We start from the raw sequence: 21,939 nt of genomic DNA, 5'->3' as shown, positions 1-21,939 counted from the left end.
CTGAAAAGTGGTGGAAGATTTCGATATCGGCCCATTGAGCTGGGTCAAGGAAGAAATAGACCAGGCGCTGGAGCAGGTACAGGTCCAGCTGGCGGCTCTTGCAGGTAATCCCAGAGATCTTTCACCGCTGCGGTTTGCCAGGACGCACCTTTATCAAGTCAACGGCGCGCTGGATATGGTGGGCCTGGAAGGCTGCAAGCGATATTGCGTCGAAATGGAAACCGTTGTCGCCAAGCTGGAAAAAAATGAGTTGAAGCTGGAAGGCGAAGCGCTGGATGTGCTTCGGCAGGCGATTCTGCATCTGCAACAATATTTGCAGGAGTTGATGAACGGCAAGCCGGACCAACCGTTACGGCTCTCTGGCCAATTGCAGCGCCTGGCAGCGGTGCATGGTGAGGCACTGGAAGAGTCGGAATTGTTTTTTCCTGATACCAGTCAGCGGCTGCCGCGGGATATTCCTCTAGAAACATTGGATGCCGAAGGGGGTGGGCTGCCCGGTGTCTTGAAAGAACAACGGGCACGTTTCCAGAAATCATTACTATCCTGGCTCAAGGGCGACCAGCAGGGCTTGTATGAAATGTCGGCTGCGCTGGAAAAAGTGCAGTTGGTACAGAGTCAGGCTGCTCAGAAGACATTATGGTGGGTTGCCACCGCATTCATCGATACCCTGACTGATGAAACCCAGGCCAATGATGCTGGCGTCAAGCGGTTGTGCCGCCGTTTGGATCAGGAGCTACGCTCAGCCAGCGAAGGGGGCAGCCGCCCGGCAAGCCTGCTGCTGCGTGACCTTTTGTATTTTATTGCCATCAGCAAGCGGGATTCCGAGCGCCTTGCGGTGGTACGTGAGCTGTTTGAATTGCAGCATCTGATTCCTCAGGCGGCGACAGCCGTGCCCGGTGCTGAAGAGCGACAATGCGTGGCGCAATGCCAGGTAGCGCTGGAGGCGCTCAAGGATATCTGGGATCGCGCCAGCGAAGGCCATGCCGTATTTCAGGAGTTCCTGGCGCGTTTTGGGGGCATCCTCAATACCTATCAGGGATTATCCAATACAACGGTCAAGCAGTTATTCGCTCTGGTTGCGGAGGCGGTACAGACATTGCAGAACGGTCATGTCAGCCATCAGGACAATTTGTTGATCGAGGTGGCAGCGACACTGACATTGCTGACCGAAGCGCTGCAGCAATATGGCGACCAGACACCGCAGTTGCAACTGGCCCTGGAAAATCAGCAGCAGCGCCTGCAAGAACTGCTTGCTGGGCATGAGCCTGATCTGGCACCTGATGCGGGCGTGCAAAGCACAGCTCAGCATGCGCTGGCACGCGAAACCGGGGCGACATTGCAAATAGTCGAGCAATTGCTTGATACGTATTTCCGCCAACCCAATGATCTGTTGCCGGTCTCGCAGGCTATCGTGCCTTTGCAGCAGGTCGGCTCCACTTTGGAAATACTGGATATGCCAGAAGTGGGTTCGCTGACACAGGCGGCATTGCATGTCCTGCTTGGCTTGCAGACCAATGATATCCAGCCGGGACAGGAAGTGTTTGAGGTGCTTGCGGACAGTCTGAGCCTGGTGGGGATGTATGTAGAGCAATATCCACATGCGGTCAGCGGCACATTGGCGCTGGAAGATGCCTTATCCAGGCTACAGGAGGTGCGGCAAGCTGATCCTGGCATAACAGCTGAGCTTACAGGCCAGCCTGATATTCAGGCTGCGCCTGCTGCCATTGATGAAGAGCTGCTGGAGATATATCTCACCGAGGCGGAAGAAGTGCTGGCCGGCATTGCGCAGCACCTACAGGCATTGCGTATCAATCCTACAGATCAACAGGCATTGGGGGAGGTCAGGCGCGGTTTCCATACACTCAAGGGTAGCGGTCGTACTGTAGGCCTGTTTGACCTGGGGGATGTGGCTGCCAGCGTGGAAATGCTGCTTAACCAATTGCTGGAACGAAAACTGGCGCCGGAGGCAAGTGTGATTGCTTTTGTGGAGGAAGCCAGTGCCGGTTTTGCCGATTGGGTAACCAAGTTACAGGATAAGGCAGCGCTCAATGTGGATGTGCTTTACTGGCAGCGACGCGCGAATGACCTGCGCACAGCGTTGACGCAAGCTCCCTCTGCTGAACAGGTGGAAGAAGAGGTGGTGATCGGGGGCACGTGCAAGGTCAGCCGTAGCTTGTTTGCCATGTTCATCCAGGAAGCAGGCCAACATCTCGAGCAATTGCAGGACGGCCTGCAAATGGTGTTGCATCGCAGTGAACCCGTATTGCTCCCTGACAATAATACACGTCGGGCGGTCCACACCCTGGCTAGCAATGCAGCGGCCATTGGTTTCAGGGCATTGTCCAATGTTGCGCGCGCATTGGAGCATTGGCTGGATGACCACCAGGGGAATTGGACCGCTCAAACTGTTGAACTCTTGCAGAATACTGTTGACACCCTGGAAAAAATGCTCGACAAGGCGCGTGAGCGTAAGCAATCCAGGGCAGCCACCGCCTTGTTGCGTGCTCTTGAAAAAGCAACCAAGGATGCTTCCGTTCCTGTCATTGATCTGGCGACAGGCAGCAATGTAGTGGCCCTGGCGCCGCGGCTTGCAAAATCCGAGGATGTCATGGCCAGCCTGCTGGAGGCAGAAGCAGCGGTCAACGAGATGATCAACAACTCTGCGGTCAATGAGCTGGAAGCGCTTGATGCCGGTACGCAACATGCACAGCCCCTGCAGCGGTTGCCGGTTGACCAGGAACTATTCACACTCTTTGTGGAAGAAGCCAATGACCTGATGCCCTTGATCGGGCGGGAGTTGCGGGCCTGGCATACGCAGCCGCAGGAAGCAGAACACCCTGATATGCTGCAACGCGCCCTGCATACCCTGAAAGGCAGCGCGCGCATGGCGGGACAGGGCAGTCTCGGCGATGCGGTGCATGGTATGGAAGACCTGGTCATGCGTGCCATGAAGCATGCGCCGCAGGCTGATGATTTTACAGAGATGTTTGCTGGTCTGGATCGCATGGGTGCCTTACTGGAAGAGGCATTGGGTGGACAAACGACATTGCCGGCCGGCCGACAGGCCGCAACTGCGCCCCGGGCCGGGCGTGAGCGACGTGTTCAATACCTGCGCATGCGTGCCGAGGTGCTGGATCGCCTGATCAATGAGGCTGGTGAAGTCAGTATCACTCGCTCACGCATGGAGCGCGAAATGCAGGCATTCAAGCAATCTTCGCTAGACTTGACTGAGAGCGTGCAGCGTTTGCGTAATTACCTGCGTGAACTGGAAATTGAAGCCGAGAGCCAATTGCAATCGCGCATGACGCTGTTGCAGGAATCGAACGAAACGTTCGACCCGCTGGAATTTGATCGCTTCACCCGTTTGCAGGAGCTCACCCGCATGATGGCGGAGAGCGTTAACGACGTTTCCACCATCCAGCACGGCTTGCTGCATAACCTCAGTGAAACCGAGGCAGCGTTGCAACAGCAATCACGCATGAATCGCGACTTGCAATACGGCCTGATGAATATACGCCGGGTGCCGTTCTCGGTAATGGCGGAGAGGATGCATCGCATCGTGCGCCAGACGGCGCGTGAGCTTGGCAAGCAGGTTGAGCTTACACTGGACGGCGACGATACCGAGATTGACCGCAGCGTGCTGGAGCGCATGGGCGCTTCGATAGAACATATCCTGCGCAATGCAGTGGCGCATGGCGTGGAAAGCCCGGAGGTGCGTCAGCAGCATGGCAAGGCCGGAGCAGGCAATATTTCGCTCAAGGTGCGCCAGGAAAATGATGAAATCATCCTGACGGTCAGCGATGATGGGATGGGTATCAACCTTGAGCAGGTGCGTGAGCGTGCCCTGGCACAACATCTATTGCAGCCCGGTCAGGAAATAAGTGACGAAGCGTTATTGGCATTGATCTTTGAGCCAGGATTTACCACTGCCAGCAGTGTGTCGCAGATAGCAGGGCGAGGCGTGGGCCTGGATGTCGTGCGTACCGATATCACGGCATTGGGCGGACGGATCGATATCAGCAACCATCCTGGTGCAGGAGCGGTATTCACTATTTTCATGCCGATGACGCTCTCGGTATCTCAGGCGGTATTGGTGCGCTATGGCAGTCGACAGTTTGCCTTACCGGCCGTCATAGTGGAGCAGGTGCTGAAGTTGAAGCCTGATGCCTTGGCTGCGGCTTATGCGGATGGCAAGTTGCGCTGGTCCAACCAGGATTATCCAGTTTATTTCCTTGGCAGGCTGTGCGGCGATATGCAGGTCGCGGCGGAAAGTCAGCGCTATACGCCTGTCATGTTGTTGCGTAGCGGCCATTACCGGATTGCACTGCATGTCGATGACATCCTGAGGAACCAGGAGTTGGTGATGAAGCGTATTGGCCCACAGCTCGCGCGCGTGCCGGGCATGATGGGAGCTACCGTGCTCGGGGACGGCAGCATTGTGTTGATCATCAATCCGCTACAGCTTGCCAACCGCGAGGCTTTGTCCGCAGGCAGCCTTAATATTGCCGTGACAGTGGGAGCTTCTGCGGCTCCAAGCAAACCGTTGGCATTGCTTGTGGATGATTCGCTGACCATGCGCAAGGTGCTGGGCCGCTTCCTGGAGCGTGAGGGTTATGAAGTAGTCACAGCCAAGGATGGCATAGAAGCGATTCAGGCCATGCAGCAGGCCTTGCCAGCGGTGATACTGACCGATATCGAGATGCCGCGCATGGATGGCTTCGAGCTTGCCCGCAATGTGCGGGATGACGAACGCACACGCAATATCCCGCTGGTGATCGTGAGCTCGCGCACGGCGGAAAAACACCAGGCATTGGCCAGAAGCCTCGGCGTCAGCGCCTTCTTTGGCAAGCCTGTGCATGAGGACGAGCTTGCTGTCACCTTGCGTCAGTTATTGACCTGAGAGCGGTCCCAGTGCGGGCCTGCTGATGCAAACTGGTGACATCAAGCAGGCCTGAATCAGGTAAAATTGGGACAGTATGTCGAATCCTTCCTTTATCCATCTGCGCTGCCATAGCGAATATTCTGTTGTCGATGGCACCGTGCGTATCGGCGATTATGTCAGGCAGGCGGCGGCAGATCAGATGCCCGCGCTGGCATTGACTGATCTGTCTAACCTGTTTGGCGCCGTTAAGTTCTATAAATCTACCCGAGGCAAGGGCGTCAAGCCGCTGATCGGGGCAGATATCTGGCTGGAAAATGAATCCAAGCGCGACCTGCCTTACCGCGTGCTGTTACTGTGCCAGAGCCACGCCGGGTATCTGCGCCTGTGTGAACTGTTGAGCCGAGCCTATCTGCATAACCAGTATCGCGGTCGCGCTGAGATCAAGCGCGAATGGCTGCAGGAGGGCGGCACAGAGGGCTTGATCCTGCTCTCTGGCGCCATGGGCGGCGATGTGGGCCAGGCATTGCTGCAAGGCAATATGAGCCAGGCACAACAGCTTGCTACGACATGGTCATCGCTGTTCCCGCAACGGTTCTATATCGAATTGCAACGCGCGGGCCATGCGCAGCAGGAAGCCTATATTGCTGCCGCATTGGCGTTGGCCAGCGAGATGGAGTTGCCGGTGGTGGCGACCCATCCTGTGCAGTTCATGGCGCCGGACGATTTCAAGGCGCACGAGGCCCGCGTCTGCATTGCCGAAGGTTATGTGCTGGCAGATAACCGCCGGCCAAAATTATTCACGGCAGAGCAGTATTTCAAGACTCAGGCGCAGATGGTTGAACTGTTTGCCGATATTCCCGAAGCGCTCGCCAACAGCGTGGAAATTGCCAAGCGCTGCAATTTGACCCTGACTCTGGGCAAGAATTACCTGCCGCAATTCCCGACACCCAACGGTGAAAGCCTCGATGAATATCTGGTGACGCAAGCCAAGGTTGGACTGGAAGAGCGACTTAAGGTGCTTTACCCGGATGAAGCCAGGCGCGAGGCCAAGCGGGCCGAATATGAAAAACGCCTGGCATTCGAGACCGATATCATTATCCAGATGGGGTTCCCTGGCTATTTCCTCATCGTGGCCGACTTCATCAACTGGGCCAAAAACAATGGCGTTCCTGTCGGCCCTGGCCGGGGTTCCGGCGCGGGTTCGTTGGTGGCGTACTCTTTGGGGATTACTGACCTCGATCCAATGCAGTATGCCTTGCTGTTCGAGCGCTTCCTCAATCCTGAGCGGGTTTCCATGCCCGACTTCGATATCGACTTCTGCCAGGAAGGCCGCGATCGCGTCATCGACTATGTGAAGCGTAAATACGGCCTGGATTCCGTATCGCAAATTGCCACCTTCGGTACCATGGCCGCCAAGGCCGTTATCCGCGATGTGGGCCGGGTACTCGATCTGCCGTTCAATTTTGTCGATAGCGTGGCCAAGCTGATCCCGAACGAGCTGGGTATTACCCTGAGCGATGCACTAGAAAAAGAGCCGCAGCTCAAGGAACGCCGCGAGCAGGAAGAAGAAGTGGGAGAACTGCTTGAGCTTGCCTTGCGGCTTGAGGGCCTGACCCGCAATATCGGCATGCATGCAGGCGGCGTGCTGATTTCGCCAGGCAAGATTTCCGACTTCTCGCCCATTTATTGCCAGGCTGGCGGCGAGAGCGTGGTCAGCCAATATGACAAGGACGACGTGGAAGCGGTCGGGCTGGTCAAGTTCGACTTCCTGGGCCTGCGCACCCTTACCATTCTCGACATGGCGCTGGAAAGCGCGAACCTGCAGCGTGCCGAGCAAGGGCTGGAGCCGCTTGAGTTCGAGACCTTGCCCATAGACGACAAGGCCAGTTTCCAGTTGCTCAAGGCGGCCAATACCACGGCGGTGTTCCAGCTGGAATCGCGCGGCATGAAGGATATGCTGAAGCAGGCCAAGCCGGACGTCTTCGAGGACATCATTGCCCTGGTGGCGCTTTACCGCCCCGGACCGATGGATCTGATTCCGGATTTCTGCCGCCGCAAACATGGCCTGCAGCGCGTGGAATATCCGCATCCGGCGACCGAGCCCATCCTCAAAGAGACCTATGGCATCATGGTCTACCAGGAGCAGGTGATGCAGATTGCCCAGGTAGTGGCAGGCTACAGCCTGGGCGGTGCGGATCTGTTGCGCCGCGCCATGGGCAAGAAGAAACCCGAGGAAATGGCCAAGCAGCGCAGCATTTTCATCGAGGGAGCCGTCAAGAACGGTACCTCTGAAAAGCAGGCCGGGGAATTGTTCGACTTGATGGAGAAGTTCGCCAGCTACGGCTTCAACAAGTCGCACGCTGCTGCCTATGCCTTGGTTGCCTACCAGACCGCCTATCTCAAGGCGCATTATCCTGCGGCTTTCCTTGCCGCCACCATGTCTGCCGACATGAATAATACGGACAACGTCCACCTGTTCTATGACGATTGCATACTCAATGGCCTGGAGGTGCTGCCGCCGGATATCAACGCTAGCGAATACCGCTTCAAGCCGATCAACGACAAGCAGATACTGTATGGCCTGGGTGCCATCAAGGGTACGGGCTGGGCGGCGATTGAGTTGATCATTGCCGCGCGCAAGGAAGGCGGCGATTTCAAGGATTTGTTTGATTTCTGCAACCGTCTGGACCTGCGCAAGGTCAACCGCCGCGTGATCGAGTCGCTGATTCGCGCAGGCGCGTTTGACAAGATGGAACCCAACCGGGCCGCCTTGCTTGCTGGAGTGAGTTTGGCGATCACGGCTGCTGAGCAGAACGGAGCGGCGAGCGGGCAGGATAGCCTGTTCGGCTCGGTGATAGATAGCGCCGTGCATGTACTGCCGGAAACGGAGCCATGGCCTGAAAAGCAGCAATTACAGGAAGAAAAGACAGCACTTGGCTTTTATTTCAGCGGCCATCCCTATGCGGCATATCGCAAGGAAGTCGCTACCTTTGTGCGTCACGATCTTGCCAGCCTCAAGCCTGGCGACCAGGCGGAATTGATGGCTGGGATTGTCATGGGTGTGCGCGTGCGCATGACCGGGCGCGGCAAGATGGCGATTGTGACGCTGGACGATATGGTAGGCCGCGTGGATATCGTGGTGAGCGGTGAAGTGCTCAACGAAAGCGCGGCCTTGATCAAGGAAGACCAGTTGCTGGTGGTCGAAGGCAGGGTAAGTCATGATGACTTCTCGGGCGGCATTCGCGTGAACGCGCGGCGCGTGACTGACATTGCCGGCGCGCGCAACGCATATGCCAACCTGCTCAGACTGAGTTGCAACGGCCAGGCCGATGCCGACAAGTTGCGTACATTATTGGCGCCTTATTGCAAACCCGGCACGCCAGAAACCGGGCGTGGCTGCGCAGTGAAAATAGCCTACCGCAACAAGGAGGCGCAGGTGGAACTCATGCTGGGTAATGACTGGCGTGTGGAGTTGCAGGATGAGTTATTGCATGGGCTGAAAGGTTGGCTCAGCGATGAAAACGTGAAAATACTTTATAATTGACCGCCTATGAACGCCAAAACCAACAATGTAAAAACCAGCTTCCTGGATTTCGAGCAACCCATCGCCGAACTGGAAGCCAAGATCGAAGAGCTGCGCTATGTGCAGGATGACTCCGCGCTGGATATCTCTGAGGAGATTGACCGCCTGCAGCAGAAGAACAAGACGCTGACCAAGGATATCTATGCCAAGCTCACCGCTTGGCAGATTTCCCAGGTCGCGCGGCATCCGCAACGCCCCTACACTTTGGATTACATCCGCGGCATTTTCACGGATTTTGAGGAATTGCATGGCGACCGCGCCTTTGCCGACGATCCTGCCATTGTAGGCGGCATTGCCCGTTTCGATGGACAGCCTGTCATGGTGATCGGTCATCAGAAAGGCCGCGACGTCAAGGAGCGTCAGTACCGCAACTTCGGCATGCCGCGGCCTGAAGGCTACCGCAAGGCTTTGCGACTTTATCGCCTAGCCGAGAAGTTCAGGCTGCCTATCATTACGCTGATCGATACCCCGGGCGCTTATCCCGGCATTGGCGCGGAAGAACGCGGGCAATCGGAAGCGATCGCGCGCAATCTGTATGTCATGGCTGAGCTGAACGTGCCCATCATTGGCGTGATTATCGGCGAGGGGGGGTCCGGCGGCGCATTGGCGTTGGGTGTGGTGGATCATCTCATGATGCTGCAATATTCCACTTATTCGGTCATCTCCCCCGAAGGTTGCGCCTCTATTCTCTGGAAGAGCGCGGACAAGGCCTCCGAGGCTGCTGAAACACTCGGCATTACCGCCTCACGACTCAAGACACTGGGGCTGGTCGACCGTATCGTGCCGGAGCCCATGGGCGGCGCTCACCGCGCGCCTGAGGATATGATGCAGAACCTGCGCCGTGCCCTGACTGAAGAGTTGGCCCAGCTACGGGGACAATCGCTGGAAAACTTGCTGGAAGTGCGACATGAACGCCTCATGAGTTATGGCAAGTTCAAGGAAATCCCTGTCAAGTAAATCCTCATCCGGGAATGGAGAGCGATCTTTCCATTCCCGCGAGCCTGCCGCAATGCCTCACTCATCGCCGGATCTGGCGCTTCATCTGGATCAATTTCTTTCCCTGCATACCAAACCAGGGCAGCACTTGCTTGTCGCATTCAGTGGCGGGTTGGATTCACGTGTGCTGCTGCAATTGCTGGTTGATGCCAGGCCGCACCATGGCTATACCCTGGAAGCTATCTATGTACATCATGGACTGAGCCCGAATGCCGATGCTTGGGCCGGGTTTTGCGCAATGGAGTGCCAGAAGCTGGAGGTGCCATTCGATTGCGCGCATGTGCAGGTGGACAAGCAATCGGGCCTGGGGATAGAGGCGAGCGCGCGACAGGTGCGTTATGCGGCCTTGCATGCAAGAGAGGCTGATCATATTCTGCTGGGCCAGCATCAGGATGACCAGGCTGAAACCTTGCTGTTGCAATTGCTGCGTGGAGCAGGTGTCAAGGGATTGTCCTGTATGGCGGCATATGACCCGACGCGCCGCTTGCTGCGGCCATTGCTGGAGATTTCCCGCGCAGAGATTGAAGCCTATGCCAGGCAGATGGGCCTGCAATGGATAGAGGATGAAAGCAACCTCGATACGCGCTATGACAGGAATTTCTGCCGGCATGAAATATTCCCCGTGCTTGAGCAGCGCTTTCCTTCAGCCAGGAGCACGCTGGCTCGCTCTGCCGCGCATATTGCCGAAGCTGTAGAATTGCTGGATGAGCTGGCGGCGATGGATGCGGGAAGTGTCATCGTGAATGACAGGCTTCATGTAGGAGAGTTGAGCAAATTATCAGGCCAGCGAGCGCGCAATCTACTGCGCTGGTGGTTATCCATGCATGGTTTGCCTATGCCGGGCATGCAGCGCATGCATGAGATGTTGCAGCAGTTGCAGCATGCCAGTGAGTTGGCATGTATCAAAGTGCATATCAAGGATTCAGTGTACCTACGCCGCTACCAGGGCTGGGCTTCTCTCAGTGGGGAGCCAGCTATTCCTGTAGAAGCCAGTTTGTCCTGGCAAGGTGAGACAGAGCTACAACTGCCTGCTAATGGGCGATTGTTGTTTCGGCATGAGCAAGGAACTGGCTTGGCATTGTCACGCTTGCAGGATCGACCGCTCCATATACGCTATAGGTCCGGAGGAGAGCGCTTCAAACCGAATGCCCGACGTCCGACACGCACGCTTAAATATCTCTTCCAGGAAGCCGATCTCGCTCCGTGGCTGAGAGAGCGATTACCATTGCTTTACCTTGAGGATGAGCTGGTGCTGGTGCCTGGGATAGGCGTTGCGGCCAGTTGGCAGGCCCAGCCGGGCGAGCAGGGCGTGACTGTGGAATGGCAGCCTGCCGAATTGAAAAGTCGCAAGAGCTGCTAACAAATATTCCTCCTGGCTGCAATCTAATCGCCAGCAGCAGTGAGCCTTACTGCGAGTTGTTTGTTAAATACTTCAAGAGATGCTACGAAGCTGCCTTGCCAGGTTTGAGCAGAGGCCGCAATTTTTTCCAGATATTCTCCAGGATTTTCTCCTGGGCGTTGGCAGTAGGGTGCAAGCCGTCAGGCTGGACGAATTCTGCCTGCCCGGCAACGCCATCCAGCAGGAAATCCACCAGAGGCAGCTTGAATTCCTTCGCCAAGGCCGCATAACTGGTTGTGAACTCTCGCGTGTATTTGGGGCCATAGTTCGGTGGAATCATCATGCCGACCAATAACACCTCGGCATTAGCCTGCTGGCTGGCTTTGATCATACTGGCGAGGTTGTTGCGCATATCGGTAATCGGTAGTCCGCGCAAGCCGTCATTGGCGCCTAACTCCAAGATGACGATGCGGGGTTTGTGCTGCTTGATGGCTGCTGCAATACGGTTCAGGCCACCGCTGGTGGTTTCGCCGCTGATACTGGCATTGATTACCTGATAATCGGGATATTGCTGTTTTAGCCGTTGCTCCAGGAGGCTGACCCAGCCTTGTTCGCGGGGAATGCCATAAGCTGCGGAAAGGCTGTCGCCATAAACCAGAATGCTGGCGGCATGGGCAGCATTGCCAACTAATAAAGCACCGACCAGGCTGAATAACAATACGAAACGGAACCTCATTGATGCAATTACCTTTGGCTGTTGAAGCAGTTGATCTTGATAAATATATAGAAAATGGAGCAGGCAGGCTCGATATTTTGCAGTCCTTGTCGCTCCAGGTGGAAGTCGGGGAAAAGATTGCCATTATCGGCAGCTCTGGCTCGGGAAAATCGACCCTGTTGAGCCTGCTTGCGGGCTTGGACAGCCCCAGTGGTGGAAAAGTGCTGATCAATGGCAGCGAAATCAGTCATCTTGACGAGGATGGCCGGGCTGCCGTCCGAGGCCGGAACATGGGCTTCGTGTTTCAGTCATTCCAGCTCCTGCCTTCCCTCACGGCACTGGAAAATGTCATGTTGCCGCTGCAACTGGCTGGACGCAAGGATGCTCGGGAGCAATCACTGGCCGCGATGGAGCGGGTCGGGCTTGTGCACCGGCTTTCACATTATCCGCGCCAGATGTCTGGCGGAGAGCAGCAGCGTGTGGCAATCGCCCGCGCCTTCGCGCCGCAACCATCTATTTTGTTTGCCGATGAACCGACAGGTAACCTGGATGAGCAGACGGGGCAGCGCATTGTTGAGCTACTGTTCAGCCTGAACGCTGAATCCGCTACCACCTTGATTCTCGTGACGCACGACATGACTCTGGCCCGGCGCTGTGAGCGCAGGCTACGCCTGCATGACGGTCAGCTGCATGAGGAAAGGGACGCGTGATGGCTTTCTTGATTGCCTGGCGCCAGTTGCGCAGCCAGTGGGCGGCTGGTGAGGTGAAGGTATTGATCCTCGCCTTGGTGCTGGCAGTGGCCGCGACGACGTCGGTAGGTTTTTTCACTGATCGTATCGAGTCTGCCTTGGTGCGGCAGGGCGGTATGTTACTGGGTGGTGACCTGGTGGTAAGTGCGGACCATGTCCTCCCGGCAGCTTATACAGACGAAGCCAGCCAGCGCGGGTTGCACTCCACGTCCACTGCTGAATTCCCCAGCATGGTGTTGCATGGCGACGATAGCCAGTTGGCTGAAATCAGGGCGGTGGGCGCCGGTTTCCCTTTGCGGGGGGAGTTGACTGTATTGCGGCAGAAAGTGGAAGCTGCCTTGATGCTGACAGGAGGGCAGGCGGCAGATGATATTCCCGCGCCCGGTACGGTCTGGATAGAGCCTCGGCTTGCGGCGAATCTGAGCGTGAATATCGGCGATAAGCTGGAGGTGGGGGAGCGTAGCATGCAGGTTTCCGCCATTCTTCAGCGTGAACCCTCGCGCGGCGGGGATATGTTCAGCATCGCGCCGCGAGTGATGATGAACGCGGATGATTTGGCATCCACAGGCCTGATCCAGTTCGGCAGCCGCGTGAAATACCAGCTGCTGTTGGCTGGCGATGCCGATGCTATTGAAGCATATGCCGATTGGGCTAAATCCAGACTGGCGCGTGGCGAACAGGTGCAAACCGTTATCGATGCGCGGCCTGAAATGCGCAATGCCCTGGAGAAGGCCCAGCAGTTTCTTGGCTTGGCAGCTATGGTCAGCGTGATCCTGGCGATGGTTGCGATGTTTCTCGCCAGTCAGCCCTATGTGCAAAAAAGTCTGGATAGCTACGCGCTCATGCGCTGTTTCGGCGCTTCGCGGCGTTTTATCTTTCGCATCCTGATGAGCCAAACCCTGCTGATTGCCGCCTTGGGTAGCGGTATCGGCATATTGATAGGCTTTGCCGCGCAAGCAGGACTGGCAGCACTGGCCGACCGCTTATTGCTTGAAACTTTGCCTGCCCCAGGGGTCATGCCTGCTGTGGCGGGTGTGACGGCAGGATTCGCCACCATGTTGGCTGTGGTTTGGCCACATCTTGCGCGTTTGCGCGATGTGCCTGCCTTGCGCATTCTGCGCCGCGATCTGGGCGAACAATATCAGGCGCATTGGCTGCATTTCATTCCAGCATTGGCAGTGCTGTCCGCCTTGATCTTCTGGCAGGCTGGGCAGGTAAAACTGGCCGTGATAGTGCTGCTGGCTTTGGCTGGCCTGCTCTTGACGGTGGCTGTGTTGGCCTGGCTTGGTTTGCGACTATTGAATCACTTGCCACAAGATGTGACCGGCTCATGGCGTTTAGGGCTGGCAGCCTTGAAACGCAGGCCGGGTATGGTAGTGACCCAGATAGCGGGATTTAGTCTTGGGCTGACAGCACTGATCTTGCTGGCTATTGTCCGAGGCGACCTGCTGACCAGCTGGCAGCAAAGCTTGCCTGAAGATGCGCCCAACCGCTTCATTATCAATATGCAGCCGGATCAGATTGCATCCATCAAGCAATTCTTCGAGCATAAGGGGTTGGGCAAAGTGGAGATTTTCCCCATGGTGCGCGGGCGCTTGGTAGAAATCAACCATGAGCCGGTCAATCTGGAGAGTTACCAGGATGAAAGGGCGCGCCGGATGGCCGAGCGTGAGTTCAACCTTTCCTGGGCGGCTGATATGCAACAGGACAACCAGCTGCTCGAGGGCCAATGGTGGCAGCCATCCGATCATGGCAAGCCCATGCTCTCGCTGGAGCAAAGCATAGCCGATGATTTGCGCCTCAAGCTGGGCGATACGCTGACCTATGATGTGGCGGGCACACGGCTGGAGCTGGAAATTACCAGCATACGCAAAGTGGAGTGGGATACCATGCGGGCCAATTTCTTTGCCGTGACGCCACCCGGCGTGCTTGATGCCTATCCTGCCAGCTATATCACCAGCTTCCATTTGCCGAGCGGGCAAGAGCAAGTGCTCAACCAGTTGGTGCGCGAGTTTCCCAATTTGACGGTGATCGACGTGGCTGCCGTGCTCGATCAGGTGCGCGAAATCATGAACAGGATGAGCCATGCGCTGGAATATGTATTCGCCTTCAGTTTGCTGACTGGCCTAGCTGTGCTGTATGCGGCGCTGGTCGCCACGCGCGAGGAGCGGGTCAGGGAAGCGACCTTGCTAAGGGTGCTGGGCGCCTCCAGGCGTCAGGTATTGCAAGCACTCTGGACGGAGTTCGCCATTATCGGCGCATTGGCAGCGCTGGTTGCCACTTTGGCTGCCGCCGCCATGGCATATTATCTCAGTAGCCAGGTATTTAATATTCCTTATCAATTCAACCTGCCAGCGGCTACCGGCATTATGCTGGGAGCAGCTTTGCTGGTGCCAGCGGCTGCTTGGCTGGGTATCCGTGGCTTTCTTAACCAATCTCCAAGAGCCATACTGCAAAGCATGTAATTGATGGCTGCATACAACCAATTGGCTATATATAACCAATAAAATTGGTTATATATAGCCAATATCAATACAATATCCATTCTTTCTCCAGCAGAGTTTGTGCCAATACAACCACTTATCTCCTTGCTAAAAACCGGCACGAATCTTGATAAGTGAAAAGGCTGGAATAAATCCAAATAAACCAGTCCATCATAAAAATCACATTAATTTGGAGTAAGTATGTTTAAGAGAGAGAGTTTCAGGCTAAGCACGGTCGCCGTGCTGGTAGCCAATGCGTGTATCAATTTCCAGGCGCATGCGTCAGATGCTGGAGAGGCTTACATCACGACAGATAAGGTTAGTGTAGTAGGCACCACGCCGCTGCCGTCGCTCGGCCTGCCTTTGTCGCAAGTGCCTGCAAGCATCCAGCTGATTAGCGGGGAGCAGATGAAGCAACAGCGTAGCCTGACCATCGCTGATTATTTGCAGAACAATATCGCGGGCGTCAATGTCAACGACACACAGAACAACCCGTTCCAGCCTGATATCAGCTTCCGCGGTTATGCCGCATCGCCGCTGCTCGGCACACCGCAAGGATTGTCGGTCTATGTGGATGGCGTGCGCGTCAATGAGCCATTTGGCGATGTGGTGAGCTGGGATCTGATTCCCATGAGCGCTATTTCCAATATGGCGCTGATCCCTGGCTCCAATCCTCTGTTTGGCCTGAATACACTGGGTGGCGCTTTGTCCCTGCAAACCAAGAATGGACGTGATCATCAAGGGGCTGCGCTGGAACTGGGTGCTGGCTCCTGGGGCCGCAAGACTGGTTCCGTGGAATATGGCGTGCTATCGGATGATGGTGCAGTGGATTTCTTTATTACTGCCAATTCCTTTCGTGAGGATGGCTGGCGTGATTACTCCCCCACTGATGTGCGCCAGATGTTTGCCAAGGTGGGCTGGCAAAACGAAAGCAGCCGCCTGGAGCTGAGCTATACCGGTGCCGACAACGACATGATCGGCAACGGCCTCATTCCTTCCGAAATGATGCGCACCCTTGGCCGCGACACCATCCTGACCCGTCCCGATCAGACGCGTAACACCCTGTCTTTTGTGAATCTGAACGGTTATCACTGGTTCAATGACGACGTGATGCTGAGCGGCAACATCTATTTCCGTCATTCTAAAACCCGTACCCTGAACGGTGATGGTAATGATGATGTGGACGAGGATGCCATTGATGATGTGGGTATCTGTGGAACTGATCCTACCTGGGAATATGAGGACTCCTGTAATGGCGCCTTGAACCGCAGCAATTCACGCAAAGACAGCTATGGTTTCAACACACAGCTGAGCTTCAACCAGGACGTCCTCAGCAAGAAAAATCAGTTTATCGTTGGTTTTGGCTATGATGAAGGCAAGACTAGATTCAGCCAGTCTACGGAGTTTGGCATTGTGAATCCTAGCCGCGGTGTTGACGGCATCGGCGAGTTCAGCGATGAAGGTGATGTCAAGCTCACAGGCCGTACCCGCACATGGAGCCTGTTTGCCACAGACACCTTGTCATTGAACGATCTCTGGCATCTGACCATGTCGGCGCGCTACAACCATACGTCCGTGAGAAACCGCGACAAGCTTGAGCCTACCGGTTCCGAGTCCCTGTCCGGCAACCATACCTATAATCGTATCAACCCAGCGATCGGCCTGAACTTCACGCCTGGCAAGGATTGGACATTCTACGGCTCCTATAACGAAGGCAGCCGTGCGCCAACCGCGATTGAGCTGGGTTGCGCCAACCCGGACGAGCCTTGCAAGCTGCCTAATGCGATGGCAGGCGATCCGCCGTTGAAGCAAGTAGTTGCCAAGACGTATGAAGCAGGTTTGCGTGGCAATCTGACTGAAAGTCTGCGTTGGACAGCCAGCGTCTACCGCGCGCAGAACCATAATGACATCCAGTTCATTTATGCCAACGCAACCAATGGCATGGGATATTTCGACAACGTGGGCAAGACACGCCGCATGGGGCTTGATACCAACCTGATGGGCAGTCAAGGTGATTTCAACTGGACAGTGGGTTACAGCTATATCAAGGCGACGTATGAAAGCGACCTGACACTGGCCAATGAAGTCAACACTACCTCACAGAACGACGTCATCAATGTCAGCAAGGGCGACCGTTTGGCGGGCATTCCTGAACATCGCCTGAAGCTGCGTGGTGAATATGCCATTACTCCCAAATGGACTGTTGGTACCAACATCATGATGTACTCCGACATGTATTCGCACGGCAACGAGAACAACCGTGACCGTGGCGAGGGCGCGAAACTGGGTGGTTACACCATCGTCAACCTGGACACCCGCTACAACTTCGGCAACGGTTGGCACTTGTTCGCCAAGGCGATCAATATTTTTGATCGTGAGTACAGCAGCGGTGGCATGATCGGTGAATCCTATTTCCTGGCTAATGGCGCTTACGATGGCGGCGAAGACCACCGTGCCAGCCTGCGTGCTCCGGGCGCTCCGCGCGCTGGATGGGTAGGCGTGCGTTGGGAATTTGGTGGACCCAAGAATGTAGCATCCTCTAACTAAATTGTATTAAAGGAGTAACCCTCGCGATGCAGGCACAATTACCAGAACAGAATCAGCAGTCTGAAATTGGTCAATTCAAGACCAGGGTACGTGTCCTGCTCGTTGAGGATGAAGTGGTTTTTGCGCGCGCGGTGGCCAAGCGCTTGCAGCAGGCTGGATATGATTGCGAGCATACGGCAACCCTGGAAAACGGACGTGCGCTGGTTCAGAAGATAGGGCCTGACCTGGTATTGCTGGATATGCGGCTGCCGGATGGCAATGGCCTGGATTTGTTGCCGGAACTGGTGGCAAAGGGTATTTCCGTGATTGCCATGACGGCATATGGCGAGGTGTCCGACGCAGTCCATGCCATGAAACTGGGGGCGATAGACTATCTCAAGAAACCAGTGGACCTTGATGAGTTGCTACTGGCCGTACAGAAAGCCCAGGCTGCGACCCATCTGAAATATCATCTGGATTATTCGCGGCAGCGTAATGTACACGCTGTCGAAGGTGTTGAACTGCTGGGAAATAGCCCAGCCATGAAAAGTGTGCAGGCGCAGATAGAGCGTTTTGCCCAGCTTGCAGCTTTTTCCGATGCGATTCCACCGACGGTGTTGATACAGGGCGAGACAGGCACCGGCAAGGATGTGGCGGCCCGGCTGTTGCATGCTTCCTGCGCCAACAGCGACCGGCCTTTTGTGCATGTGGATTGCGCTTCCTTGCCTGCCGAATTGATCGAGAGCGAGTTGTTCGGCCATGAGAAAGGAGCGTTCACCAGCGCCCAAGGGCCGCGCTGCGGACTGATCGAAGCAGCCGAGGACGGCACGCTGTTTCTGGATGAAATCGGCGAGCTGCCATTGCCCTTGCAGGCCAAGCTCTTGAATGTGCTGGAAAGGCGCGTGGTACGGCGATTAGGCTCGACCAAGGAGCATCCGGTGTTGGCCAGGTTTGTGGCAGCCACTAACCGCAATTTGCACCAGATGGTGCTGGATGGTGCTTTCCGTTCCGATTTATTTTACCGACTCAATGTGCTGACGATGCATATGCCGCCCCTGCATGAACGCGGCGACGATATCCTGCTGTTGGCGCGTCATTTTGCCGCCCAGACGGAGCGCCGTTATGGATTGCAGCCTCGGCCATTTTCGGCGGAAGCGGCACGAGTGCTGCAAGAGTATCCATGGCCCGGCAATGTGCGTGAGCTTAAGCACCTGGTGAGCCGTGCGGTGCTGCTTGGCCGCGAAAGCCAGATCATGCCGCATGACCTGGCGTTGCCTGGCAGCCTTCAGAGCGAGCAGGTCGCAACGATTACTGAAAGTGGCGTGACCCTGGAATCAGCAGAAAGACTACTGATCGAAAACGCCTTGCGCCAATCCAACAACAACGTCTCGGAAGCTGCGCGGCAGCTGGGAATTACCCGCATGGCCATGCGCTACCGCATGGAGCGGCACGGCATCAAGGTTTGATAGGCCGCGCTGTTAATCTCAGTGCATTGCCTTTGCTGATACCTGCCTGAGCGAGGGCGGGAGGCTCGTGGTATCATTCCCGCCATTCCCCCGCACTCAATTCCGGAGACCTCATGAAGATCGGTACCCCTTTAACCCCTGTTGCCATCCGTGTCATGCTGCTGGGCAGTGGCGAGCTGGGCAAGGAGGTGATTATCGCCTTGCAACGCCTGGGGGTTGAAGTGATTGCCGTGGATCGCTATCCGGATGCGCCTGGACACCAACTAGCGCATCGATCCCATGTGATTGATATGACAGATCCGGAAGCATTGCGTGCCTTGATTGCCCAGGAGCAGCCGCACTTGATCGTGCCGGAGATCGAGGCATTGAACACTCAGTTGTTGGCAGAGGTGGAAGCCGCCGGGCATACCCGCGTGATTCCCACGGTCAAGGCCGTGCAACTGACCATGAACCGTGAAGGCATACGCCGCCTGGCGGCGGAAGAGTTGAAGCTGCCAACTTCCCCTTATGCTTTTGCCGACAGCGAGCAGGCCTTGCGCGACGCTATCGAGAGCGGTATCGGTTATCCCTGTTTCATCAAGCCCACAATGTCATCTTCCGGCAAGGGGCAGTCGCGCGTTACTTCGCCGGACCAGATTACCGCTGCCTGGGAATATGCCGCCACTGGCGGCAGGGTGAACCAAGGCAAGGTGATTGTCGAAGGGCAGATTGATTTCGATTATGAGATCACATTGTTGACCGTGCGAGCGATGAACGCGCAGGGCGAGGTCGAGACCAGCTTCTGCGAGCCTATCGGCCACTTGCAGGAAAAGGGCGACTATATCGAAAGCTGGCAGCCGCAAGCCATGCATCCGTTGGCTCTGCAGCGCGCGCAGGAAGTTTCCCGCGCGGTGACGGATAGTTTGGGTGGCCTGGGAATTTTCGGTGTGGAGTTGTTTGTGAAAGGGGAGCAGGTATGGTTCTCCGAGGTCAGCCCACGGCCGCATGATACCGGCATGGTCACCATGGCCAGCCAGCGTTTCAGCGAATTTGAACTGCATGCGCGCGCGATTCTCGGCTTGCCCGTGAACGTGAGCTTGAGACAGCCGGGCGCGAGTGCCGTGATTTACGGTGGTCAGGAGACCCAACAGCTGGTATTCGAGAATGTGGAGCAGGCACTGGCAGTGCCGGAATCCGATATCCGTTTATTCGGCAAGCCTGAATCCTTCGAGCGTCGCCGCATGGGCGTGGCGCTCGCTACCGGCAGCGATGTTGATGAAGCAAGGACGCGTGCGCGCCTGGTGGCTGGCCTGATCAAAACAACGGATGGAGCATAGGCATGCTGGATAAGATAGGTGAGCCCGGCAGTAGCAAGGCCACATTGTTTGAGGTATTGGGTGGTGTGGAGCAGATCAGGACGCTGGTAGAGCGTTTCTACGACATCATGGACAGCGACCCGCGCGCGGCAGGCATTCGCGCCATGCATCCGGCCAACCTTGACTCGGCGCGTGAAAAGCTCTTCATGTTCCTCACTGGCTGGACCGGAGGGCCGCAACTTTATATGGAGCGTTACGGGCATCCCCGTTTGCGCATGCGCCACATGCCATTCCCGATTGATGAATCCGCGCGTGACCAATGGATGTATTGCATGATCAAGGCCATGCACGAGCTTGAGATGGATGAGGAGCTGATCGAGAAAATGGGAGCAGCGCTGCATGGCGTGGCTGACTTCATGCGCAACCGCGAAGGGTGAAGTTATCTGGTCTGCGGATCTACAGTAATAGATATGATAAAGGCGCTATCAAGCGCCTTTATCATATCTGGAGTCAATACAGATTATTGCTTGCGTACCAGTCCGCCCAGCAACGCGGCAATTTCCTTTTTCGGCTTATCCCTGCTGAACATGGGCTTGGGAATAGGCGCGTCAGTGGAAGGTTCATAAGGCTTGAAGAACCATTCATCTTCTTTTTTACGTGCGGCTTGGCGCGGACGTGGCACGGGAGCAGATTCCTGAGTTTGCGAGGACTGCTTGCGGTAGTCGCGGCCAGGGCGCTGTGGAGCTTCTGCCCGCTCTTTGGGAATGGCGCGCTTGATGAGTTTTTCGATTTCCAGGAGGTTCTTTTCCTCTTCGCTGGAAACCAGTGAAATCGCCACGCCGGAAGCGCCGGCACGACCAGTGCGGCCAATACGGTGCACATAATCTTCTGCGGCGCTGGGCAGCTCATAGTTGATCACCATGGGCAGTTGGTCGATATCCAGCCCGCGCGCGGCAACGTCAGTTGCTACCAGCGCGGTAATTTTGTTCTGCTTGAAGGCATCCAGCGCCTGGATACGCTCAAGCTGACTTTTGTCGCCATGAATCGCGCCGGCGGCAATGCCTTCGCGTTCCAGGTGGCGTGCCAGGCGGCTGGCGGAAAGCTTGGTTTTGGTGAATATGATCACCTGGGTCGCTTCCTTGCGCAGCAGGTCAGCCAATACGTGTTGCTTGTCTGCGGATTCCACCAGCAGGATTTTCTGCGTGACGTTCTCGGCTGTGGCATTGCTGCGGGCGACTTCGATCAGAGTGGGTTTATTGAGGAATTCTTCTGACAGCTTCTTGATCTCGGACGAAAACGTGGCCGAGAACATCAGGGTCTGCCGTTTCTTGGGCAGCAGGGCAAGGATGCGCTTGAGGTCGGGCATGAAACCCATATCCAGCATGCGGTCCGCTTCGTCCAGCACCAGCATCTGCACCTGGCCGAGCTGCAGGGTGCGCTGCTCGACGTGGTCCAGCAGGCGGCCGGGTGTCGCTACCAGGACTTCCACACCCTTCATCAGGGCGGGAGTCTGAGTCTTGATATCGACGCCGCCAAAGACAACCAGTGAACGCAGAGCTGTATGCTTGGCATAGGCTTTCACACTTTCTTCTACCTGGATGGCGAGCTCCCGGGTCGGCGCCAGAATCAGGGCGCGGATCGGGTGGCGAGCAGGCGAGGCGCTGGTACTGGCTAGCGGCAGCAGTTGCTGCAGCAGCGGCAGGGTAAATGCGGCCGTCTTGCCGGTGCCTGTCTGCGCGCCGGCCATCAGGTCGGTGCCTTTCAGCGCCAGCGGAATCGCCTGAGCCTGGATAGGGGTCGGTGTGGTATAGCCGGACTCATCCAGCGCCTTTAATAGTTCAGGCGCCAGAGCCAGCGATGCAAAGCTGATAGTTTCTGTATTCACGTTGTCTTTTAGCAGTGTCT

At 56.3% G+C, this 21,939-nt stretch carries 12 protein-coding genes; 10 read left to right on the top strand and 2 right to left on the bottom strand.

Annotation, left to right across the window (positions count from 1 at the left end; all coding sequences use genetic code 11):
• The first annotated feature begins 10 nt into the window (after positions 1-10).
• The 4 genes from V7Z75_RS01795 to tilS all read left to right on the top strand — a co-directional run bounded on the left by V7Z75_RS01795 (position 11) and on the right by tilS (position 10,821).
• Positions 11-4,900 (top strand): hybrid sensor histidine kinase/response regulator, encoded by a 4,890-nt coding sequence (locus V7Z75_RS01795; RefSeq protein ID WP_334106730.1) that lies wholly within the window; start codon positions 11-13, stop codon positions 4,898-4,900.
• 76 nt (positions 4,901-4,976) lie between these two features.
• Positions 4,977-8,426, top strand: coding sequence for a DNA polymerase III subunit alpha (gene dnaE / locus V7Z75_RS01790; protein ID WP_334106728.1), 3,450 nt, complete (start codon positions 4,977-4,979; stop codon positions 8,424-8,426).
• 6 nt (positions 8,427-8,432) lie between these two features.
• Positions 8,433-9,422, top strand: a complete 990-nt coding sequence (locus V7Z75_RS01785; RefSeq protein ID WP_334106726.1) for an acetyl-CoA carboxylase carboxyltransferase subunit alpha — start codon at positions 8,433-8,435, stop codon at positions 9,420-9,422.
• 52 nt (positions 9,423-9,474) lie between these two features.
• Entirely contained in the window at positions 9,475-10,821 is a 1,347-nt protein-coding gene (tilS, locus tag V7Z75_RS01780; protein WP_334106724.1) for a tRNA lysidine(34) synthetase TilS, read from the top strand.
• An 82-nt stretch (positions 10,822-10,903) separates the two neighbouring features.
• Here the strand turns inward: tilS and V7Z75_RS01775 are convergent, their stop codons facing one another.
• Positions 10,904-11,536, bottom strand: a complete 633-nt coding sequence (locus V7Z75_RS01775; protein WP_334106722.1) for an arylesterase — start codon at positions 11,534-11,536, stop codon at positions 10,904-10,906.
• Between the two features lie 2 nt (positions 11,537-11,538).
• Here V7Z75_RS01775 and V7Z75_RS01770 point away from each other — a divergent pair, with 2 nt between their 5' ends.
• From V7Z75_RS01770 to V7Z75_RS01745, 6 genes are all read left to right on the top strand, one after another.
• Entirely contained in the window at positions 11,539-12,225 is a 687-nt protein-coding gene (locus tag V7Z75_RS01770) for an ABC transporter ATP-binding protein (protein ID WP_334106720.1), read from the top strand.
• Positions 12,225-14,729: an ABC transporter permease gene (locus V7Z75_RS01765; protein WP_334106882.1), complete on the top strand. Its 2,505-nt coding sequence runs from the start codon at positions 12,225-12,227 to the stop codon at positions 14,727-14,729. The genes V7Z75_RS01770 and V7Z75_RS01765 overlap by 1 nt, the downstream gene beginning before the upstream one ends.
• Positions 14,730-14,948: 219 nt before the next feature.
• Positions 14,949-17,294 (top strand): TonB-dependent receptor, encoded by a 2,346-nt coding sequence (locus V7Z75_RS01760; protein WP_334106719.1) that lies wholly within the window; start codon positions 14,949-14,951, stop codon positions 17,292-17,294.
• 26 nt (positions 17,295-17,320) lie between these two features.
• On the top strand, positions 17,321-18,739 hold the full coding sequence (locus V7Z75_RS01755; protein WP_334106718.1) for a sigma-54-dependent transcriptional regulator: 1,419 nt from the start codon (positions 17,321-17,323) through the stop codon (positions 18,737-18,739).
• 113 nt (positions 18,740-18,852) lie between these two features.
• Positions 18,853-20,055, top strand: a complete 1,203-nt coding sequence (gene purT / locus V7Z75_RS01750; RefSeq protein WP_334106716.1) for a formate-dependent phosphoribosylglycinamide formyltransferase — start codon at positions 18,853-18,855, stop codon at positions 20,053-20,055.
• Between the two features lie 2 nt (positions 20,056-20,057).
• Positions 20,058-20,471 (top strand): group II truncated hemoglobin, encoded by a 414-nt coding sequence (locus tag V7Z75_RS01745; protein WP_334106715.1) that lies wholly within the window; start codon positions 20,058-20,060, stop codon positions 20,469-20,471.
• Positions 20,472-20,554: 83 nt separating this feature from the next.
• Here V7Z75_RS01745 and V7Z75_RS01740 read toward each other — a convergent pair whose 3' ends face one another.
• A complete protein-coding gene (locus tag V7Z75_RS01740) occupies positions 20,555-21,919 on the bottom strand; it encodes a DEAD/DEAH box helicase (RefSeq protein ID WP_334106714.1) in 1,365 nt (454 codons plus the stop codon).
• Between the last annotated feature and the right edge of the window lie 20 nt (positions 21,920-21,939).

The organism is Methylobacillus sp. (genome assembly GCF_036844465.1).
Lineage (GTDB): Bacteria > Pseudomonadota > Gammaproteobacteria > Burkholderiales > Methylophilaceae > Methylobacillus.
Note: the sequence above shows the minus strand (reverse complement) of the source record. Positions and strands in the feature narration are given on the sequence as shown.

Bases quoted from the DNA above. Each gene is read 5' to 3' on its own strand.
- dnaE (WP_334106728.1), top strand. From the start codon at position 4,977: ATGTCGAATCCTTCCTTTATCCATCTGCGCTGCCATAGCGAATATTCT.
- V7Z75_RS01785 (WP_334106726.1), top strand. From the start codon at position 8,433: ATGAACGCCAAAACCAACAATGTAAAAACCAGCTTCCTGGATTTCGAG.
- tilS (WP_334106724.1), top strand. From the start codon at position 9,475: ATGCCTCACTCATCGCCGGATCTGGCGCTTCATCTGGATCAATTTCTT.
- V7Z75_RS01775 (WP_334106722.1), bottom strand. From the start codon at position 11,536: ATGAGGTTCCGTTTCGTATTGTTATTCAGCCTGGTCGGTGCTTTATTA.
- V7Z75_RS01770 (WP_334106720.1), top strand. From the start codon at position 11,539: ATGCAATTACCTTTGGCTGTTGAAGCAGTTGATCTTGATAAATATATA.
- V7Z75_RS01765 (WP_334106882.1), top strand. From the start codon at position 12,225: ATGGCTTTCTTGATTGCCTGGCGCCAGTTGCGCAGCCAGTGGGCGGCT.
- V7Z75_RS01760 (WP_334106719.1), top strand. From the start codon at position 14,949: ATGTTTAAGAGAGAGAGTTTCAGGCTAAGCACGGTCGCCGTGCTGGTA.
- V7Z75_RS01755 (WP_334106718.1), top strand. From the start codon at position 17,321: ATGCAGGCACAATTACCAGAACAGAATCAGCAGTCTGAAATTGGTCAA.
- purT (WP_334106716.1), top strand. From the start codon at position 18,853: ATGAAGATCGGTACCCCTTTAACCCCTGTTGCCATCCGTGTCATGCTG.
- V7Z75_RS01745 (WP_334106715.1), top strand. From the start codon at position 20,058: ATGCTGGATAAGATAGGTGAGCCCGGCAGTAGCAAGGCCACATTGTTT.